This is a genomic window from Komagataeibacter diospyri, from assembly GCF_043995075.1.
Classification (GTDB): domain Bacteria; phylum Pseudomonadota; class Alphaproteobacteria; order Acetobacterales; family Acetobacteraceae; genus Komagataeibacter; species Komagataeibacter diospyri.
The window spans coordinates 122,159-140,832 of the sequence record NZ_CP171836.1; the positions used below are offsets into that span (position 1 = coordinate 122,159).

Annotated in this window: 14 protein-coding genes and 4 pseudogenes; 5 read left to right on the forward strand and 13 right to left on the reverse strand. The window is 56.7% G+C overall.

What is annotated here, in order from left to right:
- Window positions 1–415 precede the first annotated feature (415 nt).
- The 3 genes from ACE2AA_RS00630 (at window position 416) to ACE2AA_RS00640 (ending at window position 4,269) form a co-directional block, all read left to right on the forward strand.
- Complete coding sequence (locus ACE2AA_RS00630; RefSeq protein WP_395370638.1) at window positions 416–2,764, forward strand: TonB-dependent siderophore receptor; 2,349 nt, start codon at window positions 416–418, stop codon at window positions 2,762–2,764.
- A 182-nt stretch (window positions 2,765–2,946) separates the two neighbouring features.
- The gene (locus tag ACE2AA_RS00635; protein WP_395370640.1) at window positions 2,947–3,177 is read left to right on the forward strand and encodes a hypothetical protein; all 231 of its coding nucleotides are present in this window, start codon (window positions 2,947–2,949) and stop codon (window positions 3,175–3,177) included.
- Window positions 3,178–4,269 (forward strand): recombinase family protein, encoded by a 1,092-nt coding sequence (locus ACE2AA_RS00640; protein WP_395370642.1) that lies wholly within the window; start codon window positions 3,178–3,180, stop codon window positions 4,267–4,269.
- A gap of 455 nt (window positions 4,270–4,724) precedes the next feature.
- Here ACE2AA_RS00640 and ACE2AA_RS00645 read toward each other — a convergent pair.
- The 5 genes and pseudogenes from ACE2AA_RS00645 to tcmP (ACE2AA_RS00665) form a co-directional block, all read right to left on the reverse strand.
- Window positions 4,725–6,510, reverse strand: a pseudogene (locus ACE2AA_RS00645) (recombinase family protein).
- Window positions 6,511–6,525: 15 nt separating this feature from the next.
- Window positions 6,526–6,714, reverse strand: coding sequence for a hypothetical protein (locus ACE2AA_RS00650; RefSeq protein WP_395370644.1), 189 nt, complete (start codon window positions 6,712–6,714; stop codon window positions 6,526–6,528).
- A 483-nt stretch (window positions 6,715–7,197) separates the two neighbouring features.
- Window positions 7,198–8,133: a three-Cys-motif partner protein TcmP gene (tcmP, locus tag ACE2AA_RS00655; RefSeq protein WP_395372061.1), complete on the reverse strand. Its 936-nt coding sequence runs from the start codon at window positions 8,131–8,133 to the stop codon at window positions 7,198–7,200.
- Window positions 8,067–9,253 (reverse strand): IS3 family transposase gene (locus tag ACE2AA_RS00660; protein WP_395370645.1). Its coding sequence is split into 2 segments (ribosomal slippage): window positions 8,067–8,983 and window positions 8,983–9,253, totalling 1,188 coding nucleotides; the frame shifts between segments, so codons are not numbered across the junction. The genes tcmP (ACE2AA_RS00655) and ACE2AA_RS00660 overlap by 67 nt, the downstream gene beginning before the upstream one ends.
- The gene (tcmP, locus tag ACE2AA_RS00665; RefSeq protein ID WP_395370646.1) at window positions 9,246–9,728 is read right to left on the reverse strand and encodes a three-Cys-motif partner protein TcmP; all 483 of its coding nucleotides are present in this window, start codon (window positions 9,726–9,728) and stop codon (window positions 9,246–9,248) included. The genes ACE2AA_RS00660 and tcmP (ACE2AA_RS00665) overlap by 8 nt, the downstream gene beginning before the upstream one ends.
- Between tcmP (ACE2AA_RS00665) and ACE2AA_RS00670 the strand changes: the two genes are divergently transcribed.
- Window positions 9,729–10,385 (forward strand): IS1595 family transposase, encoded by a 657-nt coding sequence (locus ACE2AA_RS00670; RefSeq protein WP_395370648.1) that lies wholly within the window; start codon window positions 9,729–9,731, stop codon window positions 10,383–10,385.
- A gap of 205 nt (window positions 10,386–10,590) precedes the next feature.
- Here ACE2AA_RS00670 and ACE2AA_RS00675 read toward each other — a convergent pair.
- The 5 genes and pseudogenes from ACE2AA_RS00675 to ACE2AA_RS00695 form a co-directional block, all read right to left on the reverse strand.
- Window positions 10,591–10,998: pseudogene (locus tag ACE2AA_RS00675) on the reverse strand (transposase); the annotation flags it as partial.
- A 25-nt stretch (window positions 10,999–11,023) separates the two neighbouring features.
- Complete coding sequence (gene tnpC, locus ACE2AA_RS00680) at window positions 11,024–12,577, reverse strand: IS66 family transposase (protein ID WP_395370649.1); 1,554 nt, start codon at window positions 12,575–12,577, stop codon at window positions 11,024–11,026.
- A 68-nt stretch (window positions 12,578–12,645) separates the two neighbouring features.
- Window positions 12,646–12,993 carry an IS66 family insertion sequence element accessory protein TnpB gene (gene tnpB, locus ACE2AA_RS00685; protein WP_395370650.1) on the reverse strand — a complete coding sequence of 116 codons (348 nt, stop codon included), beginning with the start codon at window positions 12,991–12,993 and terminating at the stop codon, window positions 12,646–12,648.
- Window positions 12,990–13,406 carry an IS66-like element accessory protein TnpA gene (gene tnpA, locus ACE2AA_RS00690; RefSeq protein WP_010512275.1) on the reverse strand — a complete coding sequence of 139 codons (417 nt, stop codon included), beginning with the start codon at window positions 13,404–13,406 and terminating at the stop codon, window positions 12,990–12,992. Before tnpA ends, tnpB begins: the two co-directional genes overlap by 4 nt.
- Window positions 13,407–13,463: 57 nt before the next feature.
- Window positions 13,464–14,321: pseudogene (locus ACE2AA_RS00695) on the reverse strand (IS701-like element IS1452 family transposase); the annotation flags it as partial.
- A gap of 121 nt (window positions 14,322–14,442) precedes the next feature.
- On the opposite strand from ACE2AA_RS00695, the pseudogene ACE2AA_RS00700 reads away from it, so the two are divergent.
- Window positions 14,443–15,220 (forward strand): annotated as a pseudogene (locus ACE2AA_RS00700) (IS5 family transposase).
- Window positions 15,221–15,241: 21 nt separating this feature from the next.
- Here the strand turns inward: ACE2AA_RS00700 and ACE2AA_RS00705 are convergent.
- The 3 genes from ACE2AA_RS00705 to ACE2AA_RS00715 form a co-directional block, all read right to left on the reverse strand.
- Window positions 15,242–16,117 carry a LysR family transcriptional regulator gene (locus ACE2AA_RS00705; protein ID WP_141298758.1) on the reverse strand — a complete coding sequence of 292 codons (876 nt, stop codon included), beginning with the start codon at window positions 16,115–16,117 and terminating at the stop codon, window positions 15,242–15,244.
- A gap of 127 nt (window positions 16,118–16,244) precedes the next feature.
- Window positions 16,245–17,114 (reverse strand): LysR family transcriptional regulator, encoded by an 870-nt coding sequence (locus ACE2AA_RS00710; RefSeq protein ID WP_141262413.1) that lies wholly within the window; start codon window positions 17,112–17,114, stop codon window positions 16,245–16,247.
- A 58-nt stretch (window positions 17,115–17,172) separates the two neighbouring features.
- Window positions 17,173–18,591: an amidohydrolase gene (locus tag ACE2AA_RS00715; RefSeq protein ID WP_408887411.1), complete on the reverse strand. Its 1,419-nt coding sequence runs from the start codon at window positions 18,589–18,591 to the stop codon at window positions 17,173–17,175.
- Between the last annotated feature and the right edge of the window lie 83 nt (window positions 18,592–18,674).

Sequence of the window (18,674 nt, forward strand, 5' to 3'; positions counted from 1 at the left end):
CCCGATGCTTCGCATCGGGCCACGAAAGGGAAGGCACACCCTACGCACCGGCCGGCGGCGATTTCCTGCCAATTTTTGCGGGTGCGATCCGATTGTGGTCGCTGAACGAGTGATCGGACAGGCGGATTCCCGGCATTGCCCGAGAGTACGGATCGAGTGCGCGGGGTCGTTGGCCTCGCCCTTTGCTTCTCGCGCCTTGAGCCATGCGGATTGGCCCGGTTCCGCTGCTGTTTCTGGCTCCAGGCGAGCGCAGCGCGGGAGCGCCGTAGGCCGTCCATCGGACGCGGGAGCGGGTCAGATAGGACAGCGAGAAAATAGCGGCCACTCTCCCATTTTTTCACATAGATTTCTTATGAATACCGCTGCGTTTCATTCAAAAAATTAATAATTCTTCCCAACATCACGCGCCTGTGATATGAGAACGATTCTCATTAACATAATTGGGCTTGCTGATGCGATGATGACCGAACGGGCACAGGTGAAATCTGGTGGAGCAATACAAAAGTTATACCGCTGTAGTTTCCTTCTATGGACTGTAGGGGCGGGGTTTCCAGTCACGACGGCTCTTGCCGCTGAGGCGGATGACACGAAAGCTGCACAGCATCATCAGTCTAAAGACCGTCATAAACATGCATATGATAACAAGACCCGTCATCGGGATCAGAAAATATCGTCTGAAAGCGACATGCCCAGCAGTGTGGAAAGTCTGGTCGTCTGGGGAGAAGGGAAGAAAAACGCGACGACCGATGGTACCGGCAGTTATGTCGTCAAGGCCGTTTCCATGGGTAAAATGCTCATGCGCCTGAATGAGATTCCGCAATCCGTTTCCGTTCTCAGCCGACAGCAGATGCGCGATCAGAATCTCAACACCGTGGATGACGCGCTCAAACAGGTACCAGGCGTCAATGTCAATTTGTACGGCGATGGTACGGCTGGGATTGCGGCTCGTGGCTACACATTAACCCCCCAGTTTGATGGGGTGCCATCTTCGGGTGGATTGCAAATGGCCCAGCAGTTTGATCTTGCCATTTACGACCGTCTAGAGGTGCTGCGTGGACCTAATGGAACTTTTCAGGGCTCATCTCCACCGGGAGGAAGTGTTAACTTTGTTCGCAAACGCCCGCTGGACCATTTCAGGGCACACGGATCGTTTAGCGGCGGTTCATGGGATAATTTTCATGCTGACGCGGACATTACCGGACCGTTGACAGCTTCAAAACGGGTGACCGGACGTTTTGTCGTCGCAGGGACGGATCGCAACTTCTTTTATCAGAACGCGCATGATCGCCGCTGGACCGCCTATGCAGACATTGATGTTCACATTACCGACCACACGACCCTGTCCATGAGCGCAACGGGACAGAAAAATGACACCACCCGCTTTATGGGGCTCCCTCGAGCGGCAGACGGCAGTGATCTGCATTTGAGTCGTGATAGTTTCGTCGGGGCAGATTGGGGGCATACAACGTCGCCCATGTATGAGTTGGGTGGGGAACTGGAACATCGTTTTGGTGGGGGCTGGCGCGCCCGTCTGACCGGTCGGCACCGTGTGACCGATACGAGCATGCACTATACCTACATCAACAGTGTGGTTACCGCGCAGAAAACAGCAAATTTTGTTGTCGCGAATTCGCTTATTCACGATCAGTATGACGGTGTGGATTTGTATTTCACAGGACCGATCCATGCCTTCAACCGCAAGCATGATCTGGTGATCGGTGGGAATTATGATTCTGACGTGCTGACAGATGGAGGCGCGTCGCAGAACTCACGTGTGAATACGGGATTGGCGGGACTGGATATCTTTTCGCCTGTTATTTCAAGCACGATTCAGCCTGATATCACCACGATGTATCGGGAGCCCACACGGCAGGAAGGTGTATATGGCTCCCTGCGGATTGAACTGCTGAAATCCCTGCATCTTCTTATGGGGGGGCGGATCAGCTTTTATGAATATAAATACAAGAACATTTCCACCAATACGCCATATGTTATCAGTCTAAAGAATAACGCGGTCCCAACTCCCTATCTGGGATTGGTATGGAATATCATACCCAATATTTCTGCTTACGTAAGTTTCACGGATACATTTACGCCGCAGTCAGGTTACACTCCGACAGGACGCCTGAAGCCGGATTTGGGGCAGCAGATCGAAGGCGGCCTGAAAGGCGACTTCTTCCATCATAACCTGAACGTGACGCTGGCTGGCTATCGGGTCATCGAACGCAACAAGGCCATGGTTGACGGGGATCTGGCGCCTACCTGTGGACGGAATGGAACCAGTGACTGTTATCGCGCGGCAGGCAAGGTCCGCAGTCAGGGGGCTGAAGTGGAAATGATCGGCCGTATCCTTCCCGGTTGGGATATCAATGCCAGCTATACCTACAACGACAACGTCATTCTCAAAGACAGTAATGCCGCTCTGGAAGGGCTGGCTTATGCTCCCAATTCCCCGAAGCATCTTTTCAAGCTCTGGAGCCATTACCGTTTTGCTCCTGCGGAGCAAACAAAAAATGTATGGAGTGTGGGTGGCGGTCTGACTGCACAAAGCAGTACTTTTGGCACGACACGAACTGTCAGGCAGGGAGCTTATGTCGTGGCCAATGCTCAGGTTGGGTACCAGTTCAATCCAAAGCTGAATGTCGCTGTCAACATCAACAACATTTCAAATACCCGCTATTATCAGCGCCTCGGGAATATTTATTATTATAACTATTATGGGGAGCCACGAAATTTCATGGCAACACTCCAGAGCATATTTTGATTTTTTTGACGAAGATGAGGCAGGCAGTTTTGCATGGTTTTTTCGTGTAAGAAGCATACGTACGACTGAACCGGCAATTTTACTCTCTGGCCGCGCGGTTTTTCTGTCTGTTTCAGGAGTGCTTGCGCTACAGTGTCTGCGTCATTGAGGTTTGTTCTTTCCAGCGAGGAAAGGGCGCAACCATGACGCAGACGGAACCCGGCGGCATTGTCCCGGCCAACGATAACGGGCCGGTCGATCCTGACGCCAAGGCGCGGGCTGACGCACTGGTATTTGCCCTGGCGGCAGCACTGGGCCGCCAGATCGCCCGCGAAGAGTTCGCCCGCCGGAAACACGGACGGGCCGCCACCGACAACCTTCCTCTTCCCGGTCTTCGTCCGGGTGGGAAGGACAGGCCGGAAAGGGAAGAGTGAATGACCCGCGTAGCTCTTTATGCCCGCTATTCGTCCGATAACCAGAGTGCGGCCTCCATAGAGGACCAGTTGCGGCTTTGCGATGAAATGGCTGTCCGCGAGGGCTGGCCCGTCGTGCAGACCTGTCGGGACGCCGCCATTTCCGGGGCCAGCATGATCCTGCGGCCCGGCATTCAGGCTGTGCTTGAAGACGCCCGGAATGGCGCATTCGACGTGCTGCTGGCCGAGGCGCTGGACCGCATCTCGCGCGATCAGGCCGACGTGGCGACGCTGTTCAAGCATCTGCGGTTTTCCGGGGTGCGGATCATCACCCTGGCCGAAGGGGAAATCTCGGAACTGCATGTCGGTCTCAAGGGCACGATGAACGCCCTGTTCCTCAAAGACCTGGCCATGAAAACCCATCGCGGGCTTCGCGGTCGTGTCGAGAAGGGGCGTTCCGGCGGTGGCCTCTGCTACGGCTATGACGTGGTGAAGCGGCTGGACGCCAATGGCGACCCTGTGACCGGGGAACGCTCCATCAACGAACCCGAGGCCGAAATCGTCCGCCGCATCTTCCGCGAGTTCGCCTCCGGCAAGGAATCGAAGAGCATCGCCCGCGATCTGAACGCGGACGGTATCGCGGGACCGCTGGGCCGGTCATGGGGCGGGACGACCATTCGGGGCCATGCTTCACGCGGCACGGGGATCATCAATAACGAGCTTTACGCGGGCGTGCTGGTCTGGAACCGGCTGCGCTACATCAAAGACCCCAACACCGGCAAACGGGTGTCGCGCGTCAATCCCGAGGGTCAGTGGATCAGGACCGAAGTCCCGCACCTGCGCATCGTCCCCGATGATCTGTGGCAGGGCGTGAAAATCCAGCAGGAAAAGATCGCCCGGACGATGGCGGCGCGTGAGGCCGTCAATGATGACGGCAAGGCACATGCACGCCGTATCCATGCCGGGAAGCGGCCCGCCTCGTTGCTGTCCGGGCTGATGACCTGCGGGTGTTGTGGCGGCAAGGTGGGGATCATCGTCAACAGCCGGTTCGGCTGCCGAACCATCATCGCGGGATGCTGTGCGCCAATAATCGCACCATCCGCAAGGACGTGATCGAAGCGCGTGTCCTGTCTGGCTTGACGGAGCGCATGGCGTCGCCCGATGCCGTGGCGAAGGCGGTCAAAGCCTACCACGAGGAGAACAACCGGCTGAACCAGGCGCGGCGGGTGCAGGTGCAGGCGGACCGCAAGGCGCTGGACAGGATCGACCGCTCAATACGGGGCATCATCACGGCGATCGAGGACGGAATGTATCAGCCCGTCATGAAGGCGCGGATGCAGGAGCCTGAACGCCAGAAGGCGGAGATTTCCGCCCGCATGACAGAAGCCCCGGCGGACCTGCCCGATGTGAACCCCAACGTGTCAGAACTCTACCGCGCCAGGGCCGCGCGACTGGTCGAGGCTGTGAACGACCCGGAAGGGGGCAGGGAGGTGGCGCAGGCCCTTCGTGCCCTGATTGGCGGCGTTGTACTGACGCCCGGCCCGAACCGGGGCGAGGTTCACGCCAGCCTACGCGGCGAACTGGTGGCGATCCTCGATCTGGCGAACGGGAGCGCGGCCCAGAGCATCCGAGGCGGGACCGGCGCAAAGGCGGAATATTCCGCCCTTATGACAAAGGCCATTGCCAGCCCCCGCAACCATCTGAACTTGCGATGCGAACGCATCACGAACCCCAGTCCGGAAACGGGCTGGGGTTTTTGTTTGTCCGCTACCCGACGCCATCGTCAGAATGCCAGCCAGATCGCCCCGCACGTCGATCTGTAGCCCCTTGTCGGATGGCGTCAGGATGATCGCCGTTGGAAAAATCCGGTCGATCAGCGAGCGGATCACCTCAGCCGCCTCCTGGCGTTTCTCGTCCAGCTCGGAATGCAGCATGTCGTGCAGGCGCGCGAGTTGCCGGTGGTAGAATTCCGCCATCTGGGGATGGAGCAGGGGCGGGGATGCCTCGGCTGTCGCGAGGAACTCTGTCAGTTCCGCCTTGCGAGCTTCGAGCTTCGATCCGCGCTCCTTGACCGTCTCGATCGAGATGGCTTCCGAGAGGTAGAGATCCATCAGCCGCTGGATATCGCGTTCGACCCGCTTCAGTTCTGATTCCGCTGCGCCGATGTCGGCCGATGCCTCCATGCGCAACCGGTTTATCTCGGTGGTGAATGCGGTGCAGAACTCGGCGAACAGCTCCGGATCCATGAGATGGTGACGCAGAGCGTCGAGCACGCGCCGCTCCAGTTCCACGCGACGCATATTGGTCCGGTTGTGGCAGGTGCCCTTGTTGCGCGCCGTCGAGCAGTCGAGCAGTGCTCCGGAGATCATGGAATAGCCGGCCACCGCAGCAGCCGCATTTGCTCAGGCCGGAGAAGAGATAGCGGGGACGACGTTTCTCGCGGAAATGATCGGGCGATGAGGTATCGCGTGTGTCCCGGCTGGCGCTGACGCTGGCCTGCCGCGCCTTGACCGCGTCCCATAGTTCCTGGTCGACGATTCGTAACTCCGGCACCTCCTGGATTACCCATTCGGAGTCCGGGTTGAGGCGGGCCTGGCGCTTGCCGGTATCGGGGTCCTTGATGAAGCGCTGCCGGTTCCACACCAGCCTGCCCACATACATCTCGTTGTTGAGGATACCGGTACCACGCGCCCGGTTGCCGGTGATGGTCGAGAACCCCCAGGCTCCGCTGCCCGGTGCGGAGATGCCCTCGTCGTTGAGGCGGAAGGCAATCGTGCGCGGTCCCAGCCCGGCCGCGAAGTCGCGGAAGATGCGACGGACCACATCCGCCTCTTGCGGGTTGATGGTCCGGTCTCCCCGGATCGGCTCGCCGCTGGCGTCGAGTTTGCGCACCACGTCATAGCCATAGGCGTTACCGCCGCCGGACTTGCTCAGTTCCACGCGCCCCCGCAGGCCGCGATGCGTCTTCTCGGCCAGATCTTTCAGGAACAGGGCGTTCATCGTGCCCTTAAGGCCGACGTGAAGGTGGGACACCTCGCCCTCGGAGAGGGTGACAAGCCGCACGCCGGCATAGTTCATGCGCTTGAAGACGCCAGCGATATCTTCCTGGTCACGGGAGAGGCGATCCATCGCCTCGGCCAGCACGATCTGGAACCGTCCGCGCTGTGCATCCGCGATCAGCGCCTGGATGCCGGGCCGCATCAGTGAGGCACCCGAGATAGCGTGATCGGTATACTCCTCGACGATGCTCCAGCCCTGCTTTTCCGCGTGGGTGCGGCAGACCCGAAGCTGGTCGGCGATCGAGGCGTCGCGCTGGTTGTCGGAGGAATAGCGGGCGTAGAGCGCGACCTTCATGGTGGGTCTTCCCTTTTACGGTTTGGAGCGGCGACGCTGCTCCTGTTGCTGCGACCGGAACCAGTCCCGTGCCGCACGACGGGCCATGAGGCGGACCAGCGCAATCAGGCGCGGGTCGGGGGCATTAGGTCGCATGACAAGCCGTAATTCGGACTCGGGCGGCCGATACGCCGGGGCAATGGATTGGATGGGTCTGTCCGTCATCGTCGCTCTCTTCCGACCGCATGGCAAGGGAAACAGACACACGATCCGGACAGATGACTGTTATTTCAATGGAAATACGCAATATGGGAAGTCGTACCCGCTCGTGCTCAAGCGTACGGAATCGTAGTTATGGGTAGTCCCGGATACAGGCGCGCCGTACAAATACTGGCGTATGACGGCGGCACGAGAGGAAAAATCGTGAATGATCCGACAGTGCTGTTTCCCCCAAGTGCAGATAAACAGGCTCATGTCTAACACCGTGTCGATCGAGCCGCTCAGCGAGGTTAGGACTGGACAAGCCTCCTCAATGCTGGTAATTATTCCACGAATTTGCATGTGAATTTAATATCAAATATATAAAAATGTGACGTTGTTTGTAGAAAAATACTTATTTATGTTATTTATTTGGATTAACTACCATTTGTATGGGAATAACAGAGTAGTTTTACTTGGATTCACCAATCGGTCGCTAATTGCAATACGTTATACTGGCCGCTTTAGTTTTTCTTTTTTAGATAATACTTCTAATTCACGTGTCTGTGTCAGTTCAGCTAAAACATGAAATATATCATTGTTAGTGCCAGCGGTACGGTTTCCGATCTCGGCTAGTAAACGGGAGACTTCTAGTTGTCCGTCATTCATAATGCGATGTACTTCTGACGGTAGTGCGTTCACTAATTCTCTGTTGAGTGCCGTTTTATCGATCTCTGAGAAGCTGAAGAGAGAATCACAACTTTCGATAAGTCGTGTGTCATAACCAAGAGAAAACAGACCCCCTTGCCCTATATGAGTAAAACTATTTTGCTTCTGCCAGTGTACATTGAGCATTTTATCCCGTGCCGCCTGATGCTGTGAAAGATGGGCGAGCATCATCCAGCGATTGTCCGTGCGTGACCACAGCATAAACGGGGTAAAGAACTTTGCTCCGCTGTTCATGTGGATATGCGCCATCAATGCGCGTTGTGTTATCGCGCGCCCCATATGTTCGTCTTTGCGTTGCTGCCAGTCCGATATGAAGCGATCATCAATTCCAAATTGTTGGTACAGTTGAAGTCCGGCTGATGCTTCCTGAAGATAATTTAAAAGACTATCAATCGCAAAGTTCAACACTACCTCGGCTCGATCGAGGGTAGTGAAAATGGTGCGGATTGCAGACATCGGTACGTCTGAGTATCCGAATTGATCCAAAAAAAAGATTGACCGACCTTTTCGTTGTGTCAGCTTAATCTGATGAATAATCGCAGGTAAGTGCTCAACGAAGGTTCCGTTGAGGATAGTTATGCGGGGATCGTTGAGGTGGTCCCGTCCGTTCGGACAGTTTTGCGGGCTTGATAAGCTATACCCGGTTGTCGTTATGCCGCCCTTCTGACAGCGTTGCTGTTGGCCATCTGGTCCGGGGTTAACCCCGGACCAGATGATGTCGGCACGTCATGATACGCCTCATCGGGCGTACGTCCAGCCAGCGCCATATGCGGACGCCTTTCGTTATAATGGGCGATCCATCTGCCAAGCCCGGCCCTCAGCTCTGATCCGGTCTCGAACGCGTGCAGGTAGACGCATTCATATTTCAGCGACCGCCACAGACGCTCGATAAACACGTTGTCCAGCCAGCGACCGCGCCCATCCATGCTGATGCGGATCTGACGCTCTTCCAGGAGCCCGGTAAAACGGGGCGTCGTGAATTGTGACCCTTGGTCAGTATTGAAAATTTCCGGGGTGCCGTAGCGCATCAGCGCATCCCGGAGCGCCTCGATACAGAACTCCACGTCCATCGTGTTCGATAGACGCCAGGACAGGACCTTGCGCGTGAACCAGTCCATGATCGCCACGAGATAGAGAAATCCCCGTTTCATGGGAATATATGTGATATCGGAACACCAGACCTGGTCAGGCCGATTGATGACCAGATCCCGCAGCAGATATGGATATTTCCGATGCTCCGGATGAGGCACGGTCGTGCGCGGCTTCTGGTAGATCGCCCGCAGGCCCATGATCGCCATGATCCGCCGGACCCGCTTGCGGCCCACTTCATGTCCCAGGCGGCGCAGATGCCATGTCATCTGCCGTGAGCCATAATAGGGCGTTTCCAGGAACTGGGCGTCGATCAGCCGCATCAGCTCCAGATTGGCCTCGCTCTGTGGCACAGGCCGATAGTAAACGCCCGACCGGTTGAGTTGTAGCAGCGTGCACTGCCGGATGATCGGCAGGCATGCTCTCTTCGGGTCAATCATCTGCCGCCTCTGATCACGCCCAACCGAGCAGAGGCATCCCGCAAAAAATCCCGTTCCACCAGCAACTGGCCGATCTTGGCGTGCAGTTTCTCTACATCAGCAAGGCTGACTGAAGGTTCCGTTACTGACTTACCAGAAAAAAGGCTTGCCATGCCCTCGATCGCCTGCCGTTTCCATTGGGCGATCATCGTCTGATGCACGCCATGTTTCGAAGCCAGTTCCGCCAGCGTCAGTTCCCCACGGATCGCCTCCAGCGCAACCCGTGACTTGAACTCTGCCGCATACCGTTTCCGCGTAACCTTACCCATAAAACCCGTCCTCGTTCAGGCCAGATGATAGCTTATCGCCCTGTCCGAAAAATGGGGACCACCTCTCGTCGTCTGAATATCCGCTACGTCGTAATTCGCGTCGCAATGCTTCGACGTGTTCACGTTCGTCATCCACGAATATAAATCGAGCGTTGATCTCGAGTGGCTTTGTACGTCCTTCGTTTAACTTACCAACGGCTGCTTCGATAGATTTTAGGAGAACAAGTAGGCTACCTGGTCGTGTTTCTGCGCCATCGATGTAAGCGCCACCACCACTGAAGCCATCCACAAGTGTGATATTAAGCTGGTCCAGTGCCGGATTTCGGACTACCGTCTCAAAATACACATCTAAATAATTCTTGAGAACATCAAGCTTCCGTTTTGTGTGTTCTTCGATGTTTGGTAATATACCGTTCGATTCCCAGATAAAATTAGGGGCTGGCATAGGTAAGCGAATAAAGGATTGATATGTCACATGAAAGCACGTCGTCGCAGTCGGCTGCCTGTCAGCATCCAAAAACGCCTTCTGGAGCACTTCGTTGCGGGCACGCCCGCCCGGAGCGCCGCCGAACTTGTAGGCGTCAATCGTAATACAGCAACCCTGTATTACCGAAAATTACGAGAGATTATCGCAGAACAGATTGCTCATGAGGCGCCGATCTCGGGTGAAATCGAAGTCGATGAGAGCTATTTCGGTGGGCATCGCAAAGGAAAACGAGGTCGGGGCGCTGCCGGGAAAGTGGCCGTCTTCGGCCTGCTGAAACGGCATGGCCGTGTCCATGCCGTCATGATCCCCAATGCCGGACAACAGACGCTGATGTCGATCATTCGAAAGAAAGTGCAGCCGGATTCAATCGTTTACAGCGATTCCTGGCACGCTTACGACAGGCTGGATGTCTCGGAATTCCATCACGAACGTCTTGATCACAGCAGGCATCCTGCTCTGGGCACAAACCATATCAACGGCATCGAGAATTTCTGGAGCCAGGCGAAGCGGCATTTGCGGCGATACAATGGAATACCACGTAAAGACTTCCATCTCTTCCTGGCCGAGTGCGAGTGGCGCTTCAACATCCGCTCACCTGCAAAACTCCTGAAAATCCTCACTCAATGGGTTAAACTGCCCGCGTGAACCGTCGCAAACAATGCTTACCTATGCCAGCCCCTAAATTTTTTGCCGTTCGCACGGCGATGAGCCACGGATCCTCTCCATAATCATTAGCACTACAGTTGCATTTTGTGTCGTGAGTGAGCGCGGATAGCACTGGCCTGATGCGTTCGTCGAAAGACGGACCATCTGAGGATGTGAGAGACGGGTAGTCTGCGTTGTGCAAGTTTTACGACGAGGCGCCTGATCTCCTGAATGGACCAGCGGACAAGGACTGTCGTGTTCTGAGTTGTGTTTTTTTCGGTTTCAGTGAGTTTGCCTGGTAACGGACACTGGCCATGACGGCATAGGCCAGCATGACCAGAGAGACATGCCGATGCCAACCATGCCAGGAGCGGGTCTCGTTATGATCAAGACCAAATTCGTTTTTGGCCGTCTCGAACCCTTCTTCGATCCTCCAGCGCGTCCCTTCAACGTTCACCAGTTCCTGCGTGGTTGTCCCTTTCGGGCTCCAGGTCGTAAAATAGGCAAGGTCCCCGTCAGCGATGTTTCGGCGGATCAACAGGCCACGTGTCCATGGTCCGGCTATAGGGCAGTCAAATTCTTCAGCATCCAGATCAGCAAGCGGAAGGTAAGCATCCGACGAGGACCGCAGGCATGCGTCAGGCCGCCTGTGTATGATTGGCGTGACGGGTGTTTTTCCAGTTCCAGGGAAGCAGGTCGGGGAGCCGGGAGAGGGGAATATCGTTGATCCGTCCGATGACATCAGCCAGCCAGGCGTGGGGATCGACATCATTGAGTTTCGCAGTGACGATCAGGGAATACATGGCAGCCACTCTCCTGCCGCCGCGGTCTGAACCCGCGAACAGCCAGGCCTTGCGTCCTACGGCGATGCCACGCAGGCTCCGTTCTGCCGCATTATTGGTCAGGCAGATCCGGCCATCATGGAGGAACGCCGTGAAGGTATCCGGTCGTCTGAGGATGTAGGCCATGGCCTGCGCGACGGGTGATTTTCCGGACATGCGGCTGCAGCTGTCACGCATCCATTGCATCAGGTTTTCAACGATAGGCGCGCTGAACTGCTGCCGCAGGGCAGCACGCTGCTGTGGCACGACACCATTGATGGTCCGTTCCACCTCGAACAGGCAGTCGATCCGCCTTACGGCTTCCACGGCAAGAGGTGCCCTGCCCAGTTCGGCCAGCCGGAACAGGCCGCGTCGGGCATGCGCCCAGCAGCCCGCCAGCGTGACGGGCGCAGGCTGCCGTCCCGGCTTTGCCAGGGCATTGTAGCCGGCGTAGGCATCGGCCTGCACGATGCCACTCCAGCCATCGAGATGAGTGGTGGGATGCTCGCCCCTGCGATCGCGGGAGTAGCCGAACCAGGCAGCAGGAGGCGCCGGGCCACCAAAGGGGCGGTCATCGCGCACATAGGTCCATAACCGCCCGGTCACGGTACGACTGCTGGCCAGAACCGGTACGGTGGTATCATCGGCATGTACCCGTTCTCCAGCAAGGACATGCTCTTTGATCAGTGCCGTCAGCGGTGCCAGTGTTGCGGTGCAGGCCCCGACCCAGTCAGCCAGGGTGGACGTATCCAACGCAATTCCTTCACGGGCAAAGGCTGCCGCCTGCCGGTTCAGGGGCTGGTGGTCCGCAAACTTCCCGACCAGGACAGAGGCCAGAAGGTGCGGTCCCGCCCGTCCGCGGACAAGGGGATGGAATGGGGCTGGCGGCTGGGTGATGGTCTCGCAGTCCCGACAGCTGAACTTCTCGCGCACTGTCTGGATAACCCTGAACTGGCGCGGAATGACCTCAAGGGTTTCCGTGATGCTCTCGCCCAGTTTCGTCAGTCTTGCCGAACCACAGCAGGGACACTGCGTGGGGGCAGGAATGACAACGCGCTCGCGCGGCAGGTCTGACGGAAGGGGTCTGCGTCCGGCATGGCGTTGTGGGCTGGGATCAGTGACCGGGATCGCTGTGCCGGGTCCATTGGCCGGGTCATCCTCGGCCATGCCCGTTTCCAGATCCTCCAGCTCGAGTTCAAGCTGGTCAAGCAGCCGTTTCCCACGTTCCGACGAGGCGCCATAACGGTCGTGCCGCATCTTCGCGATGATCAGCCTCAGATGGGTCACCATGGCTTCGGCCGCCCGACGGGCAGCCTCAGATGCCGCGAGAGCGGCCTGCAGGTCACCGATTTTTCCGCGCACATCCTCCATGCCCCAAGAGAGCCATATTATCTGGTGGTGGGGTACTGGAATTCACCTGCCCATCCCTCAATTCTGCGCTAGCCCACGACATCAGGCCGCCATGTCCGTTGCGGATGCCGCCAATCGATGCCTTCAAGCAGGTAACCCAGTTGCGCGGGTGATAGCGCAACAACGCCCTCTGCGGGCGATGGCCAGATGAAGCGGCCTTTCTCCAGCCGTTTGGCGTAGAGCGACATGCCCAGTCCATCGTGCCAGAGCACTTTCAGCAGATCTCCGCGCCGCCCCCGGAAGGCAAACAGGTCCCCCGCATGGGGATTGCGCCCCAGGGCCTCCTGAACCTTCAGGGCCAGACCCGGCATGCCGAGCCGCATGTCGGTCGCACCCGTTGCCAGCCAGACCTGGACACCGGAAGGAACCGGGATCATGGCCGCAGCAGCATAATCAGGCGTTCAACCCTCTCGGGTGGAACATCGTGACCAAAACGCAGGATGCTGCCATCGCGGAATGTAATTTCCATCTGGCCTGGCGCCTGACCTTCCTGCGCAACCGGTTCTGCCAGTCTGACAGGCACAAGGGGTCCCTCTTCAGGCCGTCTGCTGCGCCGACGGCATTCCTGCCGCCAGCGATAGAGAAGACTGACATGGATCCCATGCTGGCGGGCCACTTCACGAACGGGAAAGCCGCTTTCAAAAGAGGCTTTTACAACCCGGGAGCGAAAAGCGGGCGTATAGGCCCGGCGGCGTTCCCCCACAATCTCGATTGCTGCATGGTTTTTCCGGGCAGTCGCTGCGACATTCGCTGCGACTGTCTCGTGTTCATTCTCGATAAAATCGTCCATGCACAGAAGAGATATCCGGTCCTATCAGTCTACAAGGCGGCTTCTACCGGATGCTTACAGCGGAAGATACGCCCAGTCATAAAGTCGCTCACCTTTTGTGCCGTGCCCCGCTGACAGACGACGCCAGGCCTGGTCTGGCAGTCCTGCTGCAATATCTTTCGCCTCTCCGGCAATCAGCGGTTCCGTTGCCCATGATCCGAACCAGTGATTGCCCTTGACCCCAAGCACATATCCAATTCCTGCCCGGCGAAGCGTGCGTTCTACGTCGCCCACGCCATACACGCTGTCTGCTGCAACCCAGCGGAACGGCACACCGGCCTCAATACTTCGCTCAATCATCATCGAGGCTAACGCCGGTTTGGTTGCAAACACCACGTCATCGGGAACGTGGGCCCGCTTCAGACGCTCAGGCTTTGATGTCCAGTCTTTCGGGAGATACAGGGCGCGGTCAATAAAGGCATGCCCCCGTTCCGAAACATAAGCGCCAAACACACCAATCTGGCAGTTCGTGATCTTGCCGGCAGATCCCGTATACTGCCGCCCCACACCGCAGGACGCCTGACCCTTCTTCAGAAAACCGGTCTCATCAATGACCAGCACGCCCTCTTCAGTGCCCAGATGCTCAATCACATAATCCCTGACGACGTCACGAAGGGCATCGGCATCCCAGTGCCCGCGTCCCAGAAGCGCCTGCTGCCGCCATGGACCAGGATCTCCTGCGGCTTCCGCTCGCATCCATCCCGTCTTGCGTGGTTCATTGCCAATCAAAACATCAAGAAAAGCACAGGCCGAATCTACGACACGTTTTTGCGTGAACAGCGGCGCCATCCGATCCTTGGCGGACCGAAGCGAGCGCGCCCATAATTCCAGCGTCTCTTCAACAGACGTACCGCCACTCATCATATCCTGAATCATGGTTACCCATAGATTCAGAACTCAACACAAAATGCAACTGTAGTGTTAGGTTCTGTTGACAAAAGGTCTTTTCAGACTGGCCTGGACGTGATTCAACGCTGGTCTTTGCGGAGACCTGTGGATGCGTGGCGACCTGACGGACGAGGAATGGACGATCATTGGCGGCCTGCTGCCGCCTGAACGTGGCCGCTGGTCACGACCGGCACAGGATAACCGTCTGTTTCTCAATGGAATGCTTTATGTCCTGCGTGTCGGTTGCCCATGGCGGGACATGCATGAGCGCTACGGAAAATGGAACTCGGTCTATGTGCGGTTCCGTCGATGAGCAGAACAGGGCGTCTGGGACGCTCTGCTGGAAACGCTGGTTGAACTCGGTCTGACCGATGACTGGCAGCACATGATCGACAGCACGGTCGTTCGGGCTCACAGCCAGGCGGCTGGCGCAAAAGGGGGACACACAAGGAAGGTTCTGGTCGAAGCCGCGGCGGCTTTACGAGCAGGATCCACGCCCGCGCTGACGGTCAGGGCCGCCCTCTCGGCTTCGACCTGACGGGCGGTGAAAGTTCTGATTATTCCGGCGCTGATGTCCTGATGGACCTGCCGGTCGTGGCACCGCGCCGATTTCTGGCCGACAAGGGGTATGATAGTGACAGGATACGGGAGAACCTGCTTTTTCGAGGCATTCTTCCTGTTATCCCGCCGCGTTCAAATCGCACAGAGGATATTCCCTGCGACTTCCGTCGTTATCGGGATCGCAACCGTATCGAGCGGATGTTCAACAAACTGAAGCAGTTCCGACGTATCGCCCACGCTATGACAAGACAAGAAAATCGTTCCTCGCCTTTCTTAACCTCGCAGCCGTAAAATTGTGGCTACCGTCTTTTGTCAACAGAACCTAATAAGCGGGAAGCACTTTTACTTTATGTGGTGGTTTGCGGCGTAAGCAGAATTTCCAGCAGATTGTTGATCAGTCTTCGTCGGGATGTATTACGTTGGAATAGAAACCCAATTTTACGACAGGGGGCAGGTGCCGGTAATGCAATCTTTTTCAGGTGTACTCCGTCAGGCCACGGTAGCGCCCAGTCTGGCACAAGCGATACGCCTGTGCCCTGATTGACGATAACAGAGATGGCATCAAGGGAGTCCAGTTCCAGACGCTCATGTGGCCAGATACCGTTACGTCGTAAATATTCATGCGCCAACCGGCCTCCCCACTGATTTCGGTCATAGCGGATCAAAGGATAATTACGCAGGATTTCGTGTGGATCGGTTTCCTTGATGTTTCCCGATGTAATGACGACTAGTGGTTCGGAACGCAGTGTCTGCCATATACAGGTACCCGGAATATCAAACGGTGGTTCTACAATAAATGCAGCATCAATAAAGCCATCCATCACTGCGTTATAAAGGGTAGAGGACGAACCCGGCGTAATGCGTAGTTCAATACCAGGGAAAGATTCAAAAAACAGTTTCAGGTATGGTGGAAGAAGTCCGTTTGCAGCACTGGATATCGCACCCAGATTCAATTTTCCGGTTGGGGTCGTGCTGGTTGCAATTGCACATAGATCCTGCACGCTGGTAATGATGGCGCTGCTTTGTTCCAGAATGGCCAGCCCGTTTTCGGTTGGCTGAACGCTGCGGCCGTCGCGCTGTACCAGATTGCAGCCAATTTCCTGTTCCAGCGTATGAATGCGCTGCGCCACTGTTGCTGGTGTCAGGCCTAACTGTCGCGCTGCAGCCGCAATTGACCCTTGTTCAACCACAATCAGGAAACTTTCGAGGAAGCGCGTGTCCATGGGAAGTGACTTTAATCCTGATGTTGAAAGCCAAAGAAAGAGGAAATGGTCTATTGCAGGTCAATGACAGGTTTTTTGAATGCGTATCAAACAGAAATGGTCTGAAACAATAAGGTGCTGCATATTCTTAAAGTTGTTGGGGCTGCAGGAGCGGGACCATCTGCCGCAGCAGGTTCGCATGTGAAGAAGCATGCAGCCACAATACACCAATGTGACGTTGCAGCAGCGTATCGGGTAACGGGATCTTACGGATTCTGAGCCCCTCCGGCCACGGCTTCAGCCAGTCAGGAACAAGGGAGACGCCCACTTTCTGACTAACCATCAGGGCTATGGCCTCGAGTGAATCCAGTTCCAGTTGCCGTGTTGGAAAAATCCGGGTTTCACGCAGATAGGCATCTGCTATCCGACCACCCCACTGGTTACGGTCATAACGAAGGAACATGTTTTTCTTCAGGATTTTTATGGGGTCCATTTCGGTGCAGTCTTCGGAAACCAGTACGACCATTGGTTCTGACAGGATGCGCTTCCAGCCGCATGCCTTGGGAATGGCAAACGGTGGCTCGACAATGATCGCGCCATCCAGTTGTCCTTCAACCACTTCATGATACAGTTTTGTTGACTGGCCTGGTGTTACATGCAGATCAATTTTTGGATAATCGAATAGGAACTTCCGCAGCATGAAGGGCAGGATGCCGGTCAGGGCTGTGGAGATTGCACCAAGTTTCAGTTCGCCCGCAAACTCATTATGCGTGGCCAGTGCCTTCAGATCTTCCACCCCACGGATCAGCAGGCGGCTTTTTTCAATAATACCCAGTCCCGCGGCCGTCGGCGTCACGCTGCGTCCGGCGCGTACCAGAAGCGGTTGTCTGATCTCGTCTTCCAGTGCCTTGATACGTTGTGCAACGGCTGCGGGCGTCAGGCCAAGATGACGGGCTGCATCAGCTATGGAACCCCGTTCCACAATGGCGATAAAGCTTTCCAGAAAACGCGTGTCCATAGGAAGTCCCTTTTTTTCCGCGGAGGCGGGCGATTTGAACTGTTTTCCAGAACAGGTGTCAGTTCCTGACTCGTGCCTGGGCTGGTGGGTGGGCATCGTCAGGAATCGGGCTGACATAGGGGCATTCACCAAGACGGCGCGCGTGATCCATGCGGGCACGCTCCAGCATCTGAGGCGACAGGAACAGGCGGGACGCGGTCATTGCCATTGCTTTGGCGACATGGATCATGCCACGATGTGCCATGGCCGATTTGCCCTGTGCCGTCATCTGCCATGAATGCAGTGGGGTACCGATGGCGCATGTAGCACCCAGCGCCTGAACGGTCGGAACGGTCCAACTGACATCCCCCACATCCGTTGAACCCAGGGTGAACGTACTGGCCGGTGGCAGAATAAAATCGGTCAAGGCGATGTCGCGTGGTTTCTGACCGATCTGCCCAAAAGCGGCAGTCACGTCATCAGGTGGCAGGGTTGCCTGAATCTGTCGGGCAAAAGCCTGTTCCCGTGCATCAAAGTCGGGGGGGCCAAGCTGTTCGAAACTGTCCTGCATGATCTGTTCCAACGGTGGGCAGGCGAGCAGGTTGGCAACCCCGCCGGTGACCTGGCTATTGACAGTCGTGCCCGTCATCAGCGCGGCACCCTGTGCTACCTGTCGCACACGTTCGACCAGAGGGAACAGGTCAGCCAGTTCTTCCGTGCGAATGGAATAGCGCACCACGGCTTCGGACTGGACCACATTAGGGGCGACGCCACCAGCATTGATATAGGCATAATGAATGCGCGATGTCGGTAGCATATGTTCGCGCAGATAGTTGACGCCCACGTTCATCAGTTCCACCGCATCCAGCGCAGAACGTCCCAGATGTGGGCTGGCCGCTGCATGGGCAGATCGTCCGGTAAAGGTGAAATCCAGTCGCATATTGGCCAGCGACGTGGGCGGCAATACCCCACAAAAAGCAGTCGGATGCCATGAAATGGCAGCATCCACTCCGTCAAACGCACGGGCACGGACCATGAAACCTTTGCCCGCTCCGCCTTCTTCCGCCGGGCAACCATAATAACGTACCCGTCCCGGCAGTCCGTTTGCCGCAAGCCAGCGTCGGATGGCGGTTGCAGCCAGAAGTGATGCCGCACCCAGAAGGTTATGCCCGCATGCATGGCCGTTGGCATCACCCGTCGCGATGGGATGGCAGACGCCAGCCTGCGCGGCAAGGCCGGGCAGGGCGTCATATTCCCCCAGGAATGCAATGACCGGGCCGTCATGCCCGCTTTCACCCATGACTGCTGTGGCGATGCCGACCAGGTGCGGGGTGACGGCAAAACCCTGTTCATGCAACATCGCGGTATGTAGCGCGCATGAATGTGTTTCCTCGTAACACAATTCCGGTGTGTCCCACACGGCGTCGCTCAACGTGATGGCGGCCTGTGCGGCAGCATCCACATATAAGCTGATGTCTTCGAGATTACGCATTGCCATGAACCAGTCCGTAGGAAGGGAAGGGATGGCTGCTGCGGCAGCCAAAACGTTACGGTATAATAATGTCAAATCCCGTTCCGACT

Excerpts from the sequence above, each read along its gene's own strand:
- ACE2AA_RS00630 (WP_395370638.1), top strand. The coding sequence starts at position 416 with ATGAGAACGATTCTCATTAACATAATTGGGCTTGCTGATGCGATGATG.
- ACE2AA_RS00635 (WP_395370640.1), top strand. The coding sequence starts at position 2,947 with ATGACGCAGACGGAACCCGGCGGCATTGTCCCGGCCAACGATAACGGG.
- ACE2AA_RS00640 (WP_395370642.1), top strand. The coding sequence starts at position 3,178 with ATGACCCGCGTAGCTCTTTATGCCCGCTATTCGTCCGATAACCAGAGT.
- ACE2AA_RS00650 (WP_395370644.1), bottom strand. The coding sequence starts at position 6,714 with ATGACGGACAGACCCATCCAATCCATTGCCCCGGCGTATCGGCCGCCC.
- ACE2AA_RS00670 (WP_395370648.1), top strand. The coding sequence starts at position 9,729 with ATGAAAGCACGTCGTCGCAGTCGGCTGCCTGTCAGCATCCAAAAACGC.
- tnpC (WP_395370649.1), bottom strand. The coding sequence starts at position 12,577 with ATGGAGGATGTGCGCGGAAAAATCGGTGACCTGCAGGCCGCTCTCGCG.
- tnpB (WP_395370650.1), bottom strand. The coding sequence starts at position 12,993 with ATGATCCCGGTTCCTTCCGGTGTCCAGGTCTGGCTGGCAACGGGTGCG.
- tnpA (WP_010512275.1), bottom strand. The coding sequence starts at position 13,406 with ATGGACGATTTTATCGAGAATGAACACGAGACAGTCGCAGCGAATGTC.
- ACE2AA_RS00705 (WP_141298758.1), bottom strand. The coding sequence starts at position 16,117 with ATGGACACGCGCTTCCTCGAAAGTTTCCTGATTGTGGTTGAACAAGGG.
- ACE2AA_RS00710 (WP_141262413.1), bottom strand. The coding sequence starts at position 17,114 with ATGGACACGCGTTTTCTGGAAAGCTTTATCGCCATTGTGGAACGGGGT.
- ACE2AA_RS00715 (WP_408887411.1), bottom strand. The coding sequence starts at position 18,591 with ATGGCAATGCGTAATCTCGAAGACATCAGCTTATATGTGGATGCTGCC.